Source organism: Abiotrophia defectiva ATCC 49176, assembly GCF_037041345.1.
In the GTDB taxonomy this organism is placed as follows: domain Bacteria; phylum Bacillota; class Bacilli; order Lactobacillales; family Aerococcaceae; genus Abiotrophia.
The window spans coordinates 792209-807393 of sequence record NZ_CP146287.1 but is presented as its reverse complement, the minus strand read 5'-3'; the positions used below and the strand labels follow the sequence as shown (position 1 = coordinate 807393).

Sequence of the window (15185 nt, the reverse complement as noted above, 5' to 3'; positions counted from 1 at the left end):
TCCCAGTCTTTTTTTACACTTTCCTCAAGTCCGACAGTCTGTTATACTGTTAGCCATGAGGTGATGACATGGAATTTCTATTAGTCGGCGTCGGTGGCGCCTTAGGAGCTATCTTGCGCTATTTGCTAGGGCTCTTGCCTTATCAAGGCAGCTTCCCACTTAAGACTTGGGCCATCAACTTAGTGGGTAGTTTCTTGATAGGCTGGTTGAGTGCGCGCTTAGGGCGTCAAGCCTGGTTCCCGGGCGATCAGTTGTTGCTTATCACCGGTCTCTGCGGTGGCTTTACCACCTTCTCCACCTTCAGCTTGGAGAATCTCAAACTCCTGCAGGCGGGCCACTATTCCCAAGCCCTGCTCTACATGGCTAGCAGCCTAGTTCTAGGCTTAGCCTGTGTCGCTCTGGGCTACTACTTAGGCAAGCTATAAAATACCAAAAGGCTGGAAACTCATTAGCTTCCAGCCTTCTTTTTATATCAATTAGATAGCAACCACATTAATGGCCTGCAAACCGCGCGATGTTTCTTGGACGTCATAGGAGACCGCTTGGCCTTCATTCAAAGTCTTGAAACCATCTGCTTGGATATTTGAGAAATGTACAAAAACATCGACCCCGTCTTGACCGGCGATGAAACCAAAGCCCTTATCGACGTTAAAGAATTTCACTGTACCGTTTAACATGACTTTCCTCCTTATTTTTTTATGGATTACATCATTCAAATAATCAAGAAGAAAGCAAAGCATCTTAATCATTTTCTTAATTAATCTACCACTCTGATACTATAATGGAACAAGTTCCAAAAGTAAAGTCTTTTTGCCTATTTATTTTAGGATTTGGCAAATTTCTCCTTGTCCCCCTTGAGACTTGGCGCTTATGTCGACCTATGCTACACTATAATAGAAGCAAAGGAGGGCTCCCATGTATAAGATTCTACTGGTCGAAGACGACCCTATTATCGCCCAATCCATCCAAAATATCCTGGCCACCTGGCACTATGAGGTCATCCTCGTCCAGGAATTTGATAAGGTCTTGGACCTCTATCTGCAAACCTCACCCCAGTTAGTCATTCTGGACATCACCCTGCCGCTCTTTAACGGCTACTACTGGTGCCAGGAAATCCGCAAAGTCTCCAATGTCCCTATCCTCTTCCTGTCCTCTCATGACCAAGCCACCGAAATCGTCATGTCCATTAATATGGGGGCAGACGATTATATTACTAAGCCTTTTGACAGCATGGTCCTAGTAGCTAAAATCCAAGGCCTCATGCGCCGAGCCTATGAGCTGACCGCCGAGACGGAATTCTCTGAGTATCACGGGGCCATGCTCAACCTCAAGACCACCCAACTCCACTACCAGGGCAACTTGGTGGATTTAACTAAGAATGAATTCCAGATTCTGCGGGTCCTCTTCGCCTCAGCTGGCCACTATGTCAGCCGCGACCAACTCATGCAGGAACTCTGGTCCAGTGAAGTCTTCATCGACGACAACACCCTTAGTGTCAACATGGCCCGTCTCCGTAAGAAATTAGAAGGCGTGGGCCTGGAGGACTTCATCCACACCAAGAAAGGAATTGGCTACGGCCTGGTGACTGCTCATGAAGCCTAACTTTTTCTTATCCTGGCTACGCAACCGCCGCTGGCTACTAGTTAGCGGCCTCTTGCAAGACGGTCTACTGCTGATTTCGGCCTTTGCCTTTGCCCAATACCAGGACCTTGCCCTCTATATCTTGACCCTAAGCCTGGTCTTACAAGTGACCCTTGCAGGCCTAGATGCCTGGAAGGAATGGCGCCACACTCAACGGGTTGAACTACAGCTGACCAATCACCAGCACCATCTTAAGGACTCCAATTCTACTTTGGCTGAGCAGACTATCTGGCAGGGCCTGCAAGAAGCTCACCACCAACTGCTCCAAGCCCAGCAAGCCTATCAAGCCAACTACCATGAACAGTTAGATTACTACACCCTCTGGGCCCACCAGGTCAAAACACCCCTATCGGCCGCTCAACTCCTAGTCGAGCAGCTGGATCCAACAGGTCCGCTCCGGCCCCTTCTGCAACAGGAACTCTTCAAGATTAGCCAATATGTCGACCTTGTCTTACACTATCTGCGTATGGATACCTTCCACCAAGATTTGCAGATAGAATCGGTCAAGATTCAGGACCTAGTTAATCAAGTGGTCAAAAAATATGCGAGTTTCTTTATCCATAAGCCCCTGACCCTGGAATTGCAAGGTCTAGACTATGTCTATGTGACCGACCGCAAGTGGCTGGAGCTGATTCTGGAGCAACTCCTGTCTAACGCTATCAAATACACCCCGCAAGGGACCATTAAGATTAGTATCCAAGAGGGTATCTTGACTATTGCCGACACAGGCATTGGTATCCAAGCCCAGGACATTCCTCGGGTCTTCGAGCGTGGCTTTACAGGCTTTAACGGCCGGGTTTCCCAGCAATCCTCTGGCTTGGGCCTCTACCTCTGCAAGGCCATCGCAGCCAATCTAGGTATTGGCCTGACCCTCAAGTCCCAAGTGGGCCAAGGCACTCAAATTCAATTGGACTTGAATCAAGCCCAATTAGCCCAAGATTAAGTCAGTCACTGCCAAAGTGACAATAATGTAAGATTAAACCGGAAATTGCAAGCCAAAGCTAAGGTAAGGCAATTTCCGGTTTTATATAATGAAACTATCAAATAACTCAAGAAGGAGTGACTGACATGACTTTACTAGATGTTCAACACGTACAAAAAACATATCATACACGATTTGGCGGCCAAGCCGTCCAAGCTCTTAAGGATATTCACTTTTCTATCGAAGCAGGTGAATATGTGGCCATTATGGGGGAATCAGGTTCTGGTAAGACCACCCTACTCAATATCTTGGCCCTTTTAGATCAGCCAACCAAGGGTCTAGTCTATCTCAACGGTCAAGACACCACTACCATTAAGCAAGCCGATGTGGCGGCCTTCCGCCGTAATGAGCTGGGCTTCGTCTTCCAAGACTTCAACCTCTTAGACACCCTATCCGTTAAGGACAACATGATCCTGCCCCTGGTTCTCTCCAACCAACCTGCCAAGCAAATGGATAGCCGGGTTAAGCCGGTCGCTAACCTGCTAGGCATTGGCGACCTCTTAGACAAGTTCCCCTATGAATTATCAGGCGGGCAACAACAACGGGTAGCCATTGGTCGGGCCATTATTACCCAACCTTCCCTTTTATTAGCCGACGAACCAACAGGGGCCTTAGACTCCAAGTCCTCGGCCATGATTCTGGACCAGTTCGAAGCCATTAACCGCCAGGGCCAAACCATCCTCATGGTCACCCACTCAACGACGGCTGCCAGCAAGGCTAAGCGGGTCCTCTTCATTCGCGACGGCATTCTCTATCACCAACTCTTCCGCGGGGACAAGACCGACACCGCCTTCTTCCAACAAATCAGTGACACCCTGACCGCCATGGCAAGTCGAGGTGAGTAAGATGAGCAAAGTACTCTTTCCCTTAGCGCTGGCCAACCTGCGCAAGAATTACCGTCTCTATGGGCCCTTCGCCTTGGCCTTCGTGACCTCGGTAGCCCTCCTCTATAACTTCATCACCCTGGCCTTTAATCCTAGCCTGTCTAGCCTGCGGGGAGGTCCTTCCATCGTGACCGTTCTGGCTCTGGGCATGATTATCCTAGCCATTACCGGGGCCGCTATTATCTGGTATGCTAACGGCTTCGTCTTCAAGCAAAGAACCAAGGAATACGGGCTCTACGGCATCCTTGGTTTGGAGCGCCGCCACCTGCTCTCCCTCATGTGGATTGAAATCACCGTCTTCAGTGGCCTGTCAGCCCTAGTTGGGCTTGCCAGTGGCGTCCTGGTCAACCGCCTTATTCTGGCTCTCTATCAGCGGATTATGGATTTGAGCCTGGAATTGGATACCAAGTTCCAGCCCCAATACCTGTGGACCTGCCTGACTTTAATCCTTCTCCTCTACTTAAGCCTCATTGTCATTAATAGCTGGCGGATTTTCCGTCTCAAGCCTCTCCAGTTAGTTCGTGAAAGTCGACGCGGGGAGAAGAAGGGCCGCTTTACCTGGCTCAGCGCCTTAATTGGCTTAGGCCTCATGGGCTATGGCTACTACTTGGCCTTAAGCATTGAAAATGCCCTGGCTGCCATCATGGTCTTTTTCCTGGCGGTCCTCTTAGTGACAGGCGGGACCTACTTGCTCTTCCAGGCAGGCTCCATTACCTTGCTCAAGTTCCTCAAAGGCCGCAAGTCCTACTACTATAAGCCTGAGAACTTTATTTCCACCTCTAACCTGATCTTCCGTATGCGTAAAAACGGGGTCGGGCTGGCCACTATCTGCCTACTCTCCACCATGGCATTGGTGACCTTATCTGCAGGCATTTCCCTCTTCCTGGGGACTGAATCTGCCATTAACCGTTTCTATCCTACTGACTATAGTCTCAGCCTCAACTACTCCTATCAAGTGCCTAGTGTGGATGCGAGCAAGGCGCTAGAAGATCAATTAAGTCAATTTGGTCAGAAATATCAATTAGACCTAGCGGACATGGATCATACCCACTACATCCAGGTCATGGGTAAATTCCATGGCCATGATTTTACCGGACAAGAAGTTCATGTCGACAGCGAGACTGGCATGGTCAAACATGATAATCCTGACAAGGAAAGTGCCACCCTCAATATTATCAGCCTAGCCGACTATAATCACTTAAGTGGCCAAAACTATCAATTGGCAGCCAACCAAGTCCTCTGGTTTGACAATCAAGCTAGCGCGGCCGACCGCAAGAATCAAGAGATCCAAGTGTCTGGCCAAAGCTTCCAGATTCAAGAACACCTGACCTCTAACCTCTTGGAGACTAAGGCACCAGACTTCACGATGAACTTTGTTGATCACCGGACCCTCTTAGTTGTCTCCGACCTGTCCGTCATCCAAGACAAGCTGGCAGGCACCAACTTCATTAGTCGTTACACGGTTTATGCCAATAGCCAGGCCAGTCACGACCAACAACTAGCTTCTGCCGAGCATCTTGAAGAAGTGCTCAAGACAGTGCATGTTGATGAAGGCATTCCCGTTAATGCTTCCTTCCTGGTTAAGGCGGAAATCCGCGACTCCTACATGCAGATGATTGGTTCTATCTTCTTCATCGGTATCTTCCTAGCCGCTATCTTCCTACTGGGCCTAGCCTTGACCATCTACTACAAGCAAATTTCTGAAGGCCTGGAAGACGCAGATCGCTTTGAAATCCTTCAAAAGGTCGGTCTGACCAAGCAAGCCATCCACAAGACCATCCGCAAGCAAATCACTGTGGTCTTCTTCGCCCCAATTATCTTGGCCCTCTGCCACCTGGCGGGTGCCTATCACATGATGAGTCTAATCCTGCGCTTAATTTCCGCTATGCGCCTAGAAGATATCTTGCTGCCAACTATTGGCACCGCCCTGGCCATCACCCTCTTCTACTTCCTAGTCTTCTTGATTACTTCACGCAGCTACGAGAAGATTGTCTCCAGCAAGAGTTAGGAGGTTCTAGCCATGAGCCGCTTACTTCAAATTCCACGCGCTATCAAGCTCCTAGCCCTCTGCCTCCTCTCGCTAGTCCTGGGATTGCTAGTCTTTGTCAAGCTCAGCCTTCACATCTGGCTGGCCCACTTAGGAGGCAAATTGGCCCTAATGACAGCTGGAATCTTAGCGCTTGGCCTAGCCCATCTCCTCTTAACTTAATAGCACTAGAGCAAAAGAGACAGACCTCTTAGAAGGTCTGTCTCTTTTAGCTTATAATTTGAGTTCTGGGTGAGCTTGCAGGTAGTCGGCAATGGCTGCCACGTCCTTGTCCCCACGACCAGAGACATTGACGATAATGATTTGATCAGGTGACATCTGAGGGGCACGTTTAATGACTTCCGCTAGGGCGTGAGAGCTCTCAATAGCTGGAATAATGCCTTCCAGACGGGTTAAGAGTAAGAGGGCCTGAACAGCTTCGGCATCCGTTGCTGGCACATATTTAGCCCGGCCTGCATCTTTGAGATAGGCATGTTCTGGCCCTACCCCAGGATAGTCCAGCCCTGGCGAGATGGAATAGACTGGCATGACTGAGCCATCTTCATTGAAAAGGGCATAGGTCTTCATGCCATCCACAACCCCGACAGTCCCCAGGGTCAAGGTCGCGGCATGACGGTCGGTCTGGAGACCATGGCCAGCTGCTTCCACCCCCACCAGAGCTACCTGGCTATCAGGTAAGAATTCAGCAAAGGCCCCAATGGCATTGGAGCCACCCCCCACACAGGCAATGACCATGTCAGGCAGGCGCCCTTCTTTTTCCAGAATCTGACGGCGAGCTTCTTGGCTAATAACCTTCTGGAAGTCCTTGACCATGGAAGGATAAGGGTGAGGGCCCACAGCCGACCCTAGGACATAGAAGGTGTCCTCAATGCCTTGAATCCATGCGCCAAAGGCGGCGTCAACGGCTTCCTTGAGGGTTCGCTCCCCTTCTTGCACGGCATGGACGGTGGCCCCCAGCATTTCCATACGGAAGACATTGAGGCGCTGACGTTCCACGTCTAGAGCCCCCATGTAGATGTCACAAGACATGCCGAACTTGGCCGCAGCAGCAGCAGTCGCCACCCCGTGTTGACCAGCGCCGGTCTCTGCTATGACCTTCTTCTTACCCATGCGTTTAGCCAATAGGATTTGGCCGATGACGTTGTTAAGTTTGTGGGCCCCCAAGTGGTTGAGGTCTTCACGCTTGAGGTAAATCTTAGCCCCGCCCAAATGTTGGGTCAAGCTCTCCGCATAGTAGAGTGGGGTCTCACGACCTGAGTAGTCCTTGAGATAATGGTGGTATTCAGCCAGAAACTCTGGGTCATCCTTGTAGCGGTCATAGGCTTCCGCTAATTGGTCCAAGGCTTCTTGTACAAGTGGTGGGACATAGCTACCGCCAAATTCTCCGAAAAAGCCTGTTGGTGTTTGTGTTAATTCTTGTGTCATAAGGGATTCCTCCTCTAATTTTGCTTGTCTATCTAATCAAAAGTCAAAGCTAGCTAAGATACAAAAAGAGCCACATAGTAGCGACTATGCGGCTCTTAATCTCCTGATCGGGAACAAATTCGCCAACATAGATGCATCTTAGACCACGCTAAAAGTTGCATCTATGTTCCAGAACATACACACAACTTATCTATGCCAGCTTTGCCAACTTTGAGTTGCAGTAAATGTCATGGCGAATGCCCTCCTTCTCTCTCATTCGATTCTCATTATACACCTTTTTTCTCAGAATGCAAGCCTAAATTTCAAAATAAGAAGCCCCAGCTCTCGAATGAAAGCTGGGGCTGGTCTTATCTGACTAGGCTTTAGTCTTCATCTGTCGCTTGGCGCTTGCGCGTCGCAACTAGGCCGACACTTGCTAAGATAGTCAAGGCCACACCTGAGAAGAAGCTATAGTCTGGGGCTTCACCAGTTGCTGGTAAGAGCCCTTGTCTTTGCACCTCTGGCTCACTTGGAGCGACTGGCACTGGCACAACGGTTGGCACATATTGTGCGGTCACCTTGCGCCCGTTGCGGTCAACCCGAACTACTTTCACACCACTTGCTTGGCCTAAGAAGCCTGCTTCTGGTGTGAAGGTCACAGAACCATCTGGGTTAAGAACATAAGTCCCTTCCCCTGGTACGGTTAATTCAGTTTGACCATTTTCGAAGGTAGCTGGGATGGTTAGATCCACATCGCCTTCAAAGACTGGCGTCCCGGTTTGTTTTTCACCTGGGTAGCCGGTTGAAGTCGTATCTTGTGTCTTCACTTGTCCGTAAACGGTTGGAATGTACTGAATCTTCAGTTCTTTCCCGTTGACATCACGACGGATGACCGTAATTGGACTTGCCTGACCAATAAAGTCTGGTTCTGGCGTGAAGGTCACTTCCCCTGTCTCAGGGTTGACAGTGTAAGTCCCTTGACCAGGAACCGTCACGCTGGTGACCCCACCTTCAAGGTAAGCTGGAACTTTGGTATCTACTTGGCCCTTGAAGTCTGGTAGCTTGCTTTGGCTTTGACCCTTCATGCCCTCGCTTGTCACGCTAGCGTTAACAACTGGTGAATAAGTTGCCTCCGCAGTTGTCCCGTTGACGTCAGTCGCTTGAACGCGTGCTGGAACTGGTTGGCCAACATAACCTGGATTTGGTGTGAAGGTTACGGTTCCGTCTTGGGCTAAGCTGTAGGTCCCTACTTGGTTACCTGCTTGGTCCAAGGCTGGAATAGTGGTGTCAGCCACGGCTTGGCCATTGACCACAAACTTGAGGCTGCCTGGAACTAAGTCAACGGATTGTTCTGTGCCGTCAACATTAGCAGAACCTGGCACAAACTTAACTTGACCTGTTTGGGCTTGGTTAACCACGCCTGAAGAGTAGTCGTCGTTAGCACCTGGTTTAACTGGGATAACGGTTGCTTGGTAAGTAGCCGTCACTGGGGTGCCGTTCTTATCGACGCGTTTAACCGTCAATGGCGAACCTTGGCCCGTGAAGGTCTTCTCTGGTACAAACTCGATGGAGCCATCTGCTTGGATGGTGTAGACCCCTTCGCCGATGACAGACTTACTTGTCTTGCCATCTTCAAAGGTCATTGGTACGCTGTCATCCATTGGCACCGATGAATTTCCTGGCGTAAAGACTGGACGAGCTGTTTGTTTCTTGCCCTGCACTCCAGTTGAAGTGGCTGGCGTGCTAGTTGGCGTTACCTTGGTCACAGATGGAGTGTAAGTCGCGGTGACTGGTGTACCGTTCTTGTCGACACGTTTAACTGTCACCGGATCTGGAGTCCCAACAAATTGCTTGTCTGGGGTGAAGGTAATAGAACCATCTGGGTTGATAGTGTAGACACCGACGTTTGGCACAGTCTTAGTGCTTGAGCCATCCTCGAAGGTCATTGGGCTATCCGCATCAATTGGTACCAATGGGTTCCCTTCAGTAAAGGTTGGCGTGCCCTTTTGTGGTTGACCTTGAACACCATTTGATTCAGCGTTGGTGCTGGTTGGCGTTACCTTGGTTACGGTTGGAGTGTAGGTAGCCGTTACTTCCGTACCGTTCTTGTCGACACGTTTAACTGTCACCGGATCTGGGGTCCCAACATATTGCTTGTCTGGGGTGAAGGTAATGGAGCCATCTGGGTTGATGGAGTACTCACCTACACCTGGAACCTTCTTCGTGCTTGAACCGTCTTGGAAAGTCATTGGACTATCCACATCGATTGGCACTGCTGGGTCACCTGGGGTGAAGACTGGACTGCCGGTTTGTGGCACGCCTTGGACACCTGTTGAAGTGGCTGGCGTGCTGGTTGGGGTGACTCTTGTTACGGTTGGAGTGTACTTAGCCGTTACTTCCGTACCGTTCTTGTCCACACGTTTAACTGTCACTGGATCTGGAGTCCCAACAAATTGCTTGTCTGGAGTGAAAGTAATGGAACCATCTGGGTTGATGGTGTAGACACCGACACCTGGCACAGTCTTAGTTGGCTGCCCATCTTCAAAGGTCATTGGGCTATCCAAGTCGATTGGCACGGCTGAGTCACCTGGTGTGAAGACTGGGGTTCCTGTTTGTGGAACGCCTTGAACGCCGTTCGATGTAGCGTCAGTGCTTGTTGGTGTTACTTTCGTCACAGTTGGCGTGTACTTAGCAGTGACTTCAGTACCGTTCTTGTCCACACGCTTAACAGTAACTGGGTCTGGGGTCCCAACGTATTGCTTGTCTGGCGTAAAGGTAATCGTACCATCTGATTCAATGACGTAGGTCCCAACATTTGGAACTTTCTTAGTACTTGTGCCATCCTCGAAGGTCATTGGCTTGGTATCATCAAGTGGCACCAATGGATCACCCTCGGTGAATGTTGGCTTGCCCTTTTGTGGCTGGCCTTGAACACCATTCGATGTGGCATCAGTACTTGTTGGCGTTACCTTGGTCACAGTTGGGGTGTACTTAGCGGTGACTTCAGTACCGTTCTTGTCCACGCGTTTAACAGTGACTGGTGCTGGTGTCCCAACGTATTGCTTATCTGGGGTAAAGGTAATCGAACCATCTGGGTTAATGGTGTAGACCCCGACACCTGGCACCGTCTTAGTTGGCTGGCCATCTTCAAAGGTCATTGGGCTATCCAAATCGATTGGCACTGCTGGGTCACCTGGAGTGAAGACTGGCGTCGCTGTCTGGGGTTGACCTTGGACACCTGTAGAAGTCGCTGGTGTGCTAGTTGGTGTTACCTTAGTCACGGTTGGAGTATACTTAGCCGTTACCTCCGTACCGTTCTTGTCTACGCGTTTTACAACTACAGGATCTGGTGTTCCAACGTATTGCTTGTCTGGGGTAAAGGTAATGGAACCATCTGGGTTGATGGAGTACTCACCTACACCTGGAACCTTCTTCGTGCTTGAACCGTCTTCGAAGGTCATTGGTTTCGTGTCATCAAGTGGTACTAATGGGTTCCCTTCAGTAAAGGTTGGTATGCCCTTTTGCGGTTGACCTTGAACACCAGTTGATTCAGCATTGGTGCTGGTTGGCGCTACTCGCGTAACTGTTGGGGTGTAAGTGGCCGTCACTTCAGTCCCATTCTTATCCACACGTTTAACAGTAACTGGGGCTGGTGTTCCCACATACTGCTTGTCTGGGGTAAAGGTAATGGTCCCATCTGGGTTGATTGAATATTCCCCTACACCTTGAACTGTCTTCTTAGGCTGACCATCTTCAAAAGTCATTGGCGAATCCATATCAATTGGAACCGCAGGATCCCCTTCCTTGAAGACTGGAGTTCCTGTTTGTGGCACACCTTGAGGACCTGTTGAGGTAGCTGGGCTGCTGCTTGGAGTGACCTTGGTCACGTTAGGTGTATAAGTAGCAGTCACTTCCGTGCCATTGGTATCGACGCGTTTAACCTTCACTGGAGTCGCCTTGCCAGTAAATTGCTTAAGTGGTTGGAAGGTAATGGTGCCATCTGAATTGATGGTATAAGTTCCTTCATTGGCTACAACTAAAGTATCCGTCCCATTCTCAAAGGTCATTGGTTTAGCCATATCAATCGGCACAGCCTGATCACCTGGGGTAAAGGTCGGCTTACCACTTTGTGGTTGACCTTGCAGGCCAGTTGACTCAGCATTGGTGCTTCTTGGGGTTACTCGCGTAACTGTTGGGGTGTAAGTGGCCGTCACTTCGGTGCCATTGGTATCGACACGTTTGACAGTTACTGGAGCTGGTGTCCCCACATATTGCTTGTCTGGCGTGAAAGTAATCGTGCCGTCTGACTCAATGACATAAGTCCCGACTTTATCCACTTTCTTAGTTTTTTGACCATCGTCAAAAGTCATGTCTTTGGTCATATCAATCGGCACAGCCTTGTCACCTGGGGTGAAGGTTGGCTTACCACTTTGTGGCTGACCTTGCAGGCCTGTTGACTCAGCATTGGTGCTTCTTGGGGTTACTCGCGTAACTGTTGGGGTGTAAGTGGCCGTCACTTCGGTGCCATTGGTATCGACACGTTTGACAGTTACTGGAGCTGGTGTCCCCACATATTGCTTGTCTGGCGTGAAAGTAATCGTGCCGTCTGACTCAATGACATAAGTCCCGACTTTATCCACTTTCTTAGTTTTTTGCCCATCGTCAAAAGTCATGTCTTTGGTCATATCAATCGGCACAGCCTTGTCACCTGGGGCGAAGGTTGGCTTGCCACTTTGTGGTTGACCTTGCAGGCCGCTTGAGACTGCATTGGTACTTTTTGGCGTCACTTCCGTCACAGTTGGCGTATAGGTCGCCGTCACTTCGGTACCATTCTCGTCAACACGTTTGACCGTCACTGCAGCAGGGGTTCCTACATATTTCTTATCTGGTGTAAAGGTAATGGAACCATCTGCATTAATGGTATATTCCCCTACGCCGACAACCGTCTTCTTAGGTTGACCATCGTCAAAGGTCATTTGCTTGCTGTAGTCGATTGGGACCGCTGGATCGCCTTCCTTGAAGACTGGTGTCCCTGTTTGTGGGACACCTTGAGGACCTGATGAAGTGGCTGGTGTGCTACTTGGTGTGACCTTGGTCACGTTAGGTGTATAAGTAGCGGTCACTTCGGTACCATTAGCATCTACACGTTTAACCGTCACTGGAGTCGCCTTACCAGTGAATTGTTTCTCTGGCTTAAAGGTGATGGAACCATCTGCATTAATGGTATAGGTCCCTTGATCTGCTACTACCAAGGTGTCAGTCCCATTTTCAAAGGTCATTGGTTTAGCCATATCAATCGGCACGGCTTGGTCACCCGGGTTGAAGCTTGGCTTACCGCTTTGTGGTTGACCTTGCAGGCCGGTTGACTCAGCATTGGTGCTGGTTGGCGTCACCTTGGTTACACTCGGTTGGTAACGCGCCCGGTGTGGTTTACCATCGGCATCATTGACTTGAACCACCACTGGGTCTGGCGTGCCATAAAAGCTCTTATTAGGCTTGAAAGTCACTTGGCCGGTGTTTGGATCCAATTCATAGGTCCCCACTTGCTGGCCATTGGCCATGGCAGGCACCGTGTTACCTGTTACTGTCCGTCCGCTTGCATCTACAAAACTTGCAGGACGAGAAGCGTCTGGTGTGACAGGAGTCGCACTAGTGTCATCATCGTTAAAGACTAGCGTTTTGTTTTGATCTTGCCCTTGAAGACCACTCGTTTCATAGTTAGGAATCTTCCGAACGGTTGGCACATAACGACCGTCCATAGTGGATAATTGATCATTCTTATTAGGGTCAGACGCATCAGTAGAATTCCAACCAGTCGAGGTGCCGTTGCTGTCAGTCCAACGAATGTTAATACCCTCAGCAGTTCCAGAAAAGGCCGCATTTGGCGTGAAGGCTACTTGCACGTCATTGCCATTGCTGGTCACCACATAGGTCCCTTCTGGACGAATATAAGTCGTGCCATCCGCTGACTGCAAAACATTGCCCTGATTGTCTAAGACTTGAGGCGCTTGGCTAGACATGCCAATGGTTGCAGTATTATCTTCTCGACTGCCTCCATTGGTAGTAAAGTGAAGGGTCGCATTCTGGGTCTCACCTGTGAAGCCATCTGTTGTTTGCTTATCACCTTTAGGTGGGAAAATGCGGTGCAAGAGCATATCTTCTACTTCACCACTGAAGGCAATACCTGTTGGCGACTCAATATCGCCCGCGTTAGTAGCAATACGTAGACGCATGCCCAACTTGTCCACTTGACCTCCAGTCAGACCAGGAATCGCTTGGAAGGTTAAGGTGTGGTCGCCAGCAGCCGTAATGGTCTTGATGTCGCTGCCTTCATTATCTTCAAATTTCCCATTCTGGTTGAAGTCAATCCAAGCCTTAATATGTGCTTGTGGATTTCCATTCGGACTAGCCTTGATTTTGAGTTTGTAAGTCCCATTTTGGGCCTTAGTTAAGTCCAGCAAATCATTGGAGTTGCTTAATTGCTCATCTGTCAATAGTTGAGCAACCCCTTCATCCGCGACTTCCTTACGGTCATCTAATAACCAGTCATTAGCTGACTCAACATCAATATCAGCTGGCGTTGTCCCTAAATAAGGTTGATTAATAGGGGCGTCGGTCACCGAGTCACGTCCCGAAATGGTATGGAAGGCTTCGCCATAACTCTCAGGCCCATCACTCCCATCTACCACAAGGAAGCCCATCATCATGGCTTGTTGCCCAGATGATGCCACATAGAATCCTACTTCAGAGGCCCCACGGGTCATTACCACTGGAACCGTCCGTTCGTTAGAACGGTTTGGTCCGAAGACCTGAGTACCCAGACCTCCTGTCACAGTATCTGGACTGAGATATTTATACCAGTCTACGCTCTTATCTTTTAAGATTAAAAGACCCCTTAACCTAACGTCCTCATCATCCAACATTTTTTTGGTGATAACCGTATAAGCTTCTTTGGCCGGACTGCTCTTCTTCCATTCACCCATGTATTCCCAACCCGAACCATTAGTAGTAAAGATTGCGAATTCACCTGGGTTGGCATCTTCACCATCGGCCATAACCACCGTAGGGGCCACCCGCTTACCAAGATAGGTAGCCTCAATATCGAATTTTACCCCCCAGTTGGTAGAGTTTTTTGGATAAACCAATTGAGTCTTTCGATTCTGAGTATTGAAGCCTTGGTCACGTATGGTCGTCCATTGGTTCTGGGCTGCCCCTGTAACTGAAGGAGGTGGTGTTTTACCATAATCTCGCGCAGATTGTAAGAAACCATTCTCAGCGTTGGGGTTATAGGTCCCCTCTGTTGCAGTACCTGCGACCCGTTTTCTATAGATTTCAGTTGAGTTAAAAGGCTTGAGCTCTTTGACCGTTAAGGTCACTACATAGCCAGGTGAAATTTCCTTGGTGAAGGTAGTCCCTACTTGAAGACCGCCACGTGGATCCAAGTTTTTCCAACTTGCGCTATCTGAAAAATCAAGCCAACTAATTTGCTTAGCTAACTGAACACTGTCTTTCTTAACTGATTCATCCCAGCTTGGTTTATCAACCCGAGGCGTAGCAGTTGCATCGTCTGCTCCGGCAGGACCTGTCCCGATAGGAATCCCAGTCGCCCCACTATCGCGGAAACCTGTCCCCTTAGGGATGGTTTGGCCTTGGCTACTTGGCCGTGGCATAGCTGAGCTAGTAGGTTTGGCTACTGGCTTAACTGGATAGCCTGGTGTTTTCACCACTGGCTTGTCCGCTTGAGGTACGACTTCTGCTTTTACTTCAGGCTGTGCTGAGTCTGAAACCTCCTGTGCCGCTTCTTGACTCGTCTCGCTGGCCTGACTTTGCTGGTCTGCTTGGCTAGATGATTCTGATGCTTGACTTGAAGCCTCTAGCTCCTTAGCGCTTGACTCTGCAGCTTGGCTAGCTGCTTGCGACTGCTCCTGATCAGGTGATTGGCTCTCCGGCGCTACTGGCACTTGACTAGTACTTACCAAGTTACTGCTGTTGCTTAGCTCTTGAGCCGACACCACCGGCCCATTGGCAAAATAAATCCCGAAAGCAACCGCAACCGATGCAGCACCAAAGCTATACTTCTTAATGGAATAGCGCGTGATTTTTTCGCCCTTACGTTGGTCATTCATCAGTCGATTATTCTTACTGAACATTGACTCTTGTCCCCCTTAAACTTAATTCTACCAAATAGATGATCACTTTGAGGCCCATCCTCCCCCATGAAAAAGAA

At 49.5% G+C, this 15185-nt stretch carries 9 protein-coding genes; 6 read left to right on the top strand and 3 right to left on the bottom strand.

Annotation, left to right across the window (positions count from 1 at the left end):
- Nucleotides 1–68: 68 nt before the first annotated feature.
- On the top strand, nucleotides 69–425 hold the full coding sequence (gene crcB / locus V7R82_RS03835) for a fluoride efflux transporter CrcB (RefSeq protein WP_338543513.1): 357 nt from the start codon (nucleotides 69–71) through the stop codon (nucleotides 423–425).
- A 51-nt stretch (nucleotides 426–476) separates the two neighbouring features.
- Here crcB and V7R82_RS03830 read toward each other — a convergent pair whose 3' ends face one another.
- Nucleotides 477–677, bottom strand: coding sequence for a cold-shock protein (locus tag V7R82_RS03830; RefSeq protein ID WP_070755126.1), 201 nt, complete (start codon nucleotides 675–677; stop codon nucleotides 477–479).
- 238 nt (nucleotides 678–915) lie between these two features.
- Here V7R82_RS03830 and V7R82_RS03825 point away from each other — a divergent pair, with 238 nt between their 5' ends.
- The 5 genes from V7R82_RS03825 to V7R82_RS03805 all read left to right on the top strand — a co-directional run bounded on the left by V7R82_RS03825 (nucleotide 916) and on the right by V7R82_RS03805 (nucleotide 5716).
- Nucleotides 916–1602: a response regulator transcription factor gene (locus V7R82_RS03825; protein ID WP_023391893.1), complete on the top strand. Its 687-nt coding sequence runs from the start codon at nucleotides 916–918 to the stop codon at nucleotides 1600–1602.
- Nucleotides 1592–2584 (top strand): sensor histidine kinase, encoded by a 993-nt coding sequence (locus V7R82_RS03820; protein WP_338543512.1) that lies wholly within the window; start codon nucleotides 1592–1594, stop codon nucleotides 2582–2584. The genes V7R82_RS03825 and V7R82_RS03820 overlap by 11 nt, the downstream gene beginning before the upstream one ends.
- Before the next feature lie 125 nt (nucleotides 2585–2709).
- A complete protein-coding gene (locus V7R82_RS03815) occupies nucleotides 2710–3468 on the top strand; it encodes an ABC transporter ATP-binding protein (protein ID WP_023391891.1) in 759 nt (252 codons plus the stop codon).
- Between the two features lies 1 nt (nucleotide 3469).
- A complete protein-coding gene (locus V7R82_RS03810; protein WP_338543509.1) occupies nucleotides 3470–5515 on the top strand; it encodes an FtsX-like permease family protein in 2046 nt (681 codons plus the stop codon).
- A gap of 12 nt (nucleotides 5516–5527) precedes the next feature.
- On the top strand, nucleotides 5528–5716 hold the full coding sequence (locus tag V7R82_RS03805) for a hypothetical protein (RefSeq protein ID WP_291432278.1): 189 nt from the start codon (nucleotides 5528–5530) through the stop codon (nucleotides 5714–5716).
- A gap of 51 nt (nucleotides 5717–5767) precedes the next feature.
- Here the strand turns inward: V7R82_RS03805 and trpB are convergent, their stop codons facing one another.
- On the bottom strand, nucleotides 5768–6979 hold the full coding sequence (trpB, locus tag V7R82_RS03800; protein WP_338543507.1) for a tryptophan synthase subunit beta: 1212 nt from the start codon (nucleotides 6977–6979) through the stop codon (nucleotides 5768–5770).
- 362 nt (nucleotides 6980–7341) lie between these two features.
- Nucleotides 7342–15108 carry a CshA/CshB family fibrillar adhesin-related protein gene (locus V7R82_RS03795; RefSeq protein WP_338543506.1) on the bottom strand — a complete coding sequence of 2589 codons (7767 nt, stop codon included), beginning with the start codon at nucleotides 15106–15108 and terminating at the stop codon, nucleotides 7342–7344.
- Nucleotides 15109–15185 lie beyond the last annotated feature (77 nt).